Below are 5,559 nucleotides of genomic sequence, written 5' to 3' on the forward strand. Positions count from 1 at the left end.
CCCTATACATGTAGAATTCGGGACAGGGCGTGGTAAATTCATAACAACCTTAGCACAAAATAACCCAGATATAAACTATATAGCTATGGAAATCAAAGAAGAGGTACTTCTAAAGGCTGTAGAAAAAGCAGCTGAAAACAATTTAAAAAACATAGTATTTCTATGGGCAGATGTATCAAACATACTAGAGTACTTCGGCGAAGGAGAAATATCTAGAATATACATCAACTTCTGCGATCCATGGCCTAAGAAGAGATGGGCTAAAAGAAGATTACTTCATAGAAATTTCTTAGAAAAATACGCAAAAATACTAAAAGAAAGAGGAGAAATACATTTCAAAACAGACAATGTGGGCTTATTTGAATTTTCTCTAAATGAAGTAGCTGATTGCGATTGGAAATTAAAAAATATATCATTAGATCTAGCAAACAACGAAGACTTTGAAAACGTGACCACTGAATACGAAGATAAATTCATGTCACAAAATATAAAAATACATCGTCTAGAAGCTATAAAACCTCTATAATAATTGAAATATATATAAATTAGTAGAAATTATTGTTACGAAAGTGTTTATAAATTACAAGGATTGTAAATAATATCATAGAACCTATTTATTATATTCAAATCGGAGGGAGGTGACTGTTGCAATATAAATTATTGCCAACAGCGAAAATGAAATATATTAAATTTTGTTCTATAGTACTTATGATTGCCTCATTGACTACAATCGGTAGCAATGAGACAATTCCTTGTTTTTCAGACACAATACCTACTGCAAATAAACCAGATAATCAAACTCTAATATACACAACAGATAAAAGCTCATATACACAAATTAAAAACGACTTTCCTGGGGACAAACCTCTATCTGAAAGCGACCTAAAAGCTATATTCCCGGATGCTAATTTCAGAGATGTAATCACCAGAAATTTTAAGAACCAAGAGATCACATTAGATAAAATAGCAAATTTATCAGGTGAGTTTTACGCTACAGGAGAAAACATAGAGAGCATAGAGGGTATCTCTTATCTAAAAGGTATAGAAGACTTTGTATTTTGGAATAACAATATAAAAGCCATACCAGCAGAGATACTTAGATTAAAAAATATAAAATCCATAAATTTAGCCAACAATTACATAACAGACAACAGCATAATAAATAAATTAATAGATAAAAAAGTAGACGTAAACTGCGATTTAAACTTCATAAAAAACAAATCAAACCAATATAAGCTATCATCATACTACAAAAATTTAACTTTAAATAGAGGAGAAGAGCTATCAATAAATAAGCTTCTATACAAGGACATAAAAAGCTACAATAACTATTGGGAGCCTACAAAGGAAATCTCCAAAAACATAAAATACATGGTATCGATAGACGACAGTAAAATAATCACCCTAGAAGAAAACTTCAAGCTAAAAGCAGCTTCTAAAGGCAATTGCAGAGTAAAAATATCACTAGACGATAACTTCTACCAAAACTCCACAGTAACCATAAATATAAAAGTAAAAGATTAACACAAGATAAAAGAGACTAAATACAAATTGTAAATAGTCTCTTTTAATATGTAAGCCTTTATTATTTTCTGAGTAAATTTCTACCTCTAGTAAGTAATAACCCTATACATACCACTACACAATAAGAAACATACAAAAACACCCTCACATTATCGGCTTCAAATCCCAATACCTCTTTTGCATCTCTCGGTATTACTATTATCAGTGAAGAAATTAGCAGCAATAGAGGATTTATTAATATCTGTCTCTCAGATGTAAGTAGTAAAATATTTCCTATCCATGTTATAGATAGAAAAAGAAATACTATCCTAAAAATAAATTCAAAATTATCAAACATAATTTCATCCTTTCAAATAATATTCTAACATATGCAGATTATCTTAGTATTTTAATTTCTATTAAATTATATAACTTTTTTGATAAAATATAAATATTTTTCATATAAATTTAGTATATACTACTATTTTTAAGTGTATATGAATAAAAGGCTAAGGGGGAATTTATATGTATGCACAAGCTTTAGGAGCTCTGTTAGGACTTATAGCATGCTTATATGGTTATGTACATGGAGACATACTATTAATAGGGAAGGGACCGCTTGAAACAACATCTGCACTCGAATTATTTTGTGGGTATACGCTGTATCCACTTTGCATATTGATCTTTTTACTTTCTATAATCCTGCATTTACTCAAATACCAAGAAAATATCCAGTCGCTTCAAAGTATAAATAAATATTTGACACATATAACAGTAGTAATCGGACTATTAGGTTGCAAATACTATTTCATAGTACCAGGACTTTTGATTTTATACAGTTTCTATATGCCAGTCTTATTTGAAGCTGATTATAAAAACAGAGAAGAGCAGCTTAAAAAACAATCAGAAGCTCAAAGCCTCTTAAATAAAAACTTTTCAAAGCATACAATAGTAAAGCTTCTAGATATATCCTATGAAGAACTAGAAAAAATCGAATTACAAATGAAAATTTAATTATTATAGAGTATAGATTGTATATTGCTTTAATAAAAACTTGTTTTTGACATTTAATTTATTATTTTTTTTGTATACTTTAAATAAATAAAATTAAAATTAAATTAAATAAAGATACTAATATTTTAATTGTAAAATAAAATAACAAATTTAATATATTTGTTGATTTAAATTATGTTTATTTTAAAGGAATTTAAATTAACCTTATAGAATTATATATTAAATTAAAATTTAATTTAGTACTTAAGAACTAATTAAAATACTTTGAGGAGGATACTAAAATGGAAGTATTAAAAGTTTCATCAAAATCTAATCCTAATTCTGTAGCTGGAGCTTTAGCAGGAGTACTAAGGGAAAAGGGAAATGCTGAAATACAAGCGATAGGAGCTGGAGCTTTAAATCAAGCTATAAAGGCTATAGCTATTGCAAGAGGTTTCGTAGCACCTAGTGGCATGGATTTAGTATGTGTTCCAGCGTTTACTGACATTGATATAGATGGGGATCAAAAAACTGCTATAAAATTAATTATAGAACCTAGATAGATTTGTGTACTATTAAACTTAAAACGCTACATAAGAGAAGCAACCTAAAAATTAGGTTGCTTCTTCTGTTAAAACCAAAAGAATAGTTTATATTTTTTCTAATATCATTTTAGCACAATCTATTTGATTAGGAATATTTCCATTTTCATCGCGAACACGCCAAATATCAGGTGTGATTTCATCAGCAACATAGATTTTACCGTTTTCATCATATCCTACTTCGATTTTGAAATCGATTAGAGTAAGATTCATAGCAGCTAATTCTTTTTTAAGAACTTCACCTACTTTTAAAACAACAGCTTGTGCTTCTTCAAATTGACCTTCTTTTAACATACCCTTCATAATGCATACACGTTCTGTAACTAGAGGATCGCCCATTTCATCATCTTTAAGAGTAACCTCAGCATAAGGTGGATTAAAAGGAATTCCTTCTTCTAATCTGAAACGACGGCAGAAAGATCCTGCAGTAAAGTAACGAACTATAAACTCTAAGCGAGGAACAGTTAAATTACGTACTTTCATAAGACCTTGTTCTAAATCAGAGCCTAGATAATGAGTAGGAATATCGTTTTTTTCCATAAGCTCAAAGAAGTATTTAGAAATAGCAAGCCCAACCTTACCTTTACCTTCTACACTACCACCTACTGTGTTAGAACCTGGATCAAAATTACCATTTTCACCAGTAGCATCGTCTTTAAAGAATAAATGTACTACATTAGTAGCTTCGTCTAAAAGAACATCTTTTGTTTTACCTTTGTAAATTGTTTTCATTTTTAAATATCTCCTTATTAGTTTTATTTATATGTAATAATATATCTCTAATTTCGGTTATTATTTTGTGTAATTATCAAAATAACCTTGAATGAATATAATAGGAGTTCCTTTATCTCCACTTCCTGAAGTCAAGTCAGATAATGATCCTATAAGGTCAGTAAGTCTTCTTGGAGTAGTACCTTGTGATGCCATATTTCCAACTAAATCTGCTTCCTTATTTTTAATATATTCTGATATTGCATTTTTAAGCTCTTCACCCTTTAAATCAGCAAAGTCATTATCAGCAAGATATTTTAATTTTATTTCATTTGGAGTCCCCTCTAATCCTTTTGTATATGCTGGTGAAACAACTGGATCAGCAAGCTCCCATATTTTACCAACTGGATCCTTGAAAGCACCGTCTCCATAAATCATAACTTCAACATTTTTTCCTGTTTTTTCTTTAAGCATAGCCTGTATATTATCAACAACAGGTTGACAATCACGAGGGAAAAGCTTAACAGTTTCTTCTGTTGATTTGTTTGAGCCTAATAGTCCATAAGCTTCATTAAATCCACTTCCATCAATAGATTCACATAATATATCGTCAAGACTGTATACCTTTTCAGCACCATTTGCTTTTAGGATTTTTTTAGTTCTAAATCTTGAATGGATATCACAAGCAAGAACGCTCTTTGTATAGTCTAATATAGTTTTAGGGTTATTTGAGAATATTACTTCACACTCAACACCATATTCTTCAATTAAAGATTTATAGTAATCAATGTAATCAACGCCTGTAAACGTATGCTTCTTATATCCAAATAGATTGCGGAATTCTTGTTCTGTTAAAACGTCTGTCCAAGGATTAACTCCTTTTTCATCCAACATATCTAAGTCAACTAGATGATTTCCAACTTCATCAGATGGATAGCTTAGCATCAATACTATTTTTTTAGCTCCCTTTGCTATACCACGAAGGCATATTGCAAAACGGTTACGACTTAAGATAGGGAAGATCACACCAATAGTATCATCACCGAATTTAGAATTAACATCTTTAGCTATAGTATCTATAGAAGCGTAATTTCCTTGAGCACGTGCAACTACTGATTCAGTTACAGTAACTACATCCTTATCGTTTATAGTAAAGCCTTCAATTTCTGCAGCTTTAAGTACGCTTTCTACAACTATATCTTCGATTTTATCGCCTTCTTTTATGATTGGACAACGAAGTCCTCTAACAACTGTACCAACAACTCTTTCCAATATTATCTCTCCTAACAAATTAATTTTAATTTAAAATATTCTTACTATTGTATTATATAACAAAAATAATACAAGTAAAACACATAATATAGTAAAATACTTTAAATTTAATAGATTTGATATTATAATATATAAATAATAATTAGCAAATTTCACTTATGGAGGAGAAGAGAGTATATGAAAAGATATATTACCTTGTTAAGAGGAATAAATATAAGCGGGAAAAATAAGATAGCAATGTCTGAATTAAAAAAGGGCTTTATAGAACTTGGTTTTGCAGAGGTTAATACATATCTTAATACCGGAAATGTTGTTTTTTCAAGCATTATTGATGATGAAGATATTCTTTCAAATAAAATAAAATTAATGATAAAAGACAGATTTGATTTAGACATACCAGTTTTTATTGTTTTGCAAGAAATATTAAAAGACGTATTAAATAATGCACCTGATTGGTGGGGTGATGATAATAAAGAAA

Annotated in this window: 7 protein-coding genes; 5 read left to right on the forward strand and 2 right to left on the reverse strand. The window is 29.6% G+C overall.

Annotated features, from left to right (window positions below):
• The 4 genes from trmB to ACI3VO_RS04690 all read left to right on the forward strand — a co-directional run.
• On the forward strand, positions 1–526 hold a 526-nt coding region (trmB, locus tag ACI3VO_RS04675; protein ID WP_439756806.1), incomplete at its 5' end, for a tRNA (guanosine(46)-N7)-methyltransferase TrmB.
• Positions 527–645: 119 nt separating this feature from the next.
• Entirely contained in the window at positions 646–1,524 is an 879-nt protein-coding gene (locus ACI3VO_RS04680) for a hypothetical protein (protein ID WP_439756807.1), read from the forward strand.
• A gap of 504 nt (positions 1,525–2,028) precedes the next feature.
• Positions 2,029–2,517 (forward strand): hypothetical protein, encoded by a 489-nt coding sequence (locus ACI3VO_RS04685; protein ID WP_439756808.1) that lies wholly within the window; start codon positions 2,029–2,031, stop codon positions 2,515–2,517.
• A 281-nt stretch (positions 2,518–2,798) separates the two neighbouring features.
• On the forward strand, positions 2,799–3,059 hold the full coding sequence (locus ACI3VO_RS04690) for a stage V sporulation protein S (RefSeq protein WP_320923931.1): 261 nt from the start codon (positions 2,799–2,801) through the stop codon (positions 3,057–3,059).
• An 87-nt stretch (positions 3,060–3,146) separates the two neighbouring features.
• Here the strand turns inward: ACI3VO_RS04690 and ACI3VO_RS04695 are convergent, their stop codons facing one another.
• A complete protein-coding gene (locus ACI3VO_RS04695; protein ID WP_439756809.1) occupies positions 3,147–3,830 on the reverse strand; it encodes a phosphoribosylaminoimidazolesuccinocarboxamide synthase in 684 nt (227 codons plus the stop codon).
• Between the two features lie 60 nt (positions 3,831–3,890).
• Positions 3,891–5,081: a coenzyme F420-0:L-glutamate ligase gene (locus tag ACI3VO_RS04700; RefSeq protein ID WP_439756810.1), complete on the reverse strand. Its 1,191-nt coding sequence runs from the start codon at positions 5,079–5,081 to the stop codon at positions 3,891–3,893.
• Between the two features lie 177 nt (positions 5,082–5,258).
• Between ACI3VO_RS04700 and ACI3VO_RS04705 the strand changes: the two genes are divergently transcribed.
• On the forward strand, positions 5,259–5,559 hold a 301-nt coding region (locus ACI3VO_RS04705), incomplete at its 3' end, for a DUF1697 domain-containing protein (RefSeq protein WP_439756811.1).

The sequence above is a fragment of the Intestinibacter sp. genome (assembly GCF_051866655.1).
In the GTDB taxonomy this organism is placed as follows: Bacteria; Bacillota; Clostridia; order Peptostreptococcales; family Peptostreptococcaceae; genus Intestinibacter.

Bases quoted from the DNA above. Each gene is read 5' to 3' on its own strand.
- ACI3VO_RS04685 (WP_439756808.1), top strand. From the start codon at position 2,029: ATGTATGCACAAGCTTTAGGAGCTCTGTTAGGACTTATAGCATGCTTA.
- ACI3VO_RS04690 (WP_320923931.1), top strand. From the start codon at position 2,799: ATGGAAGTATTAAAAGTTTCATCAAAATCTAATCCTAATTCTGTAGCT.
- ACI3VO_RS04695 (WP_439756809.1), bottom strand. From the start codon at position 3,830: ATGAAAACAATTTACAAAGGTAAAACAAAAGATGTTCTTTTAGACGAA.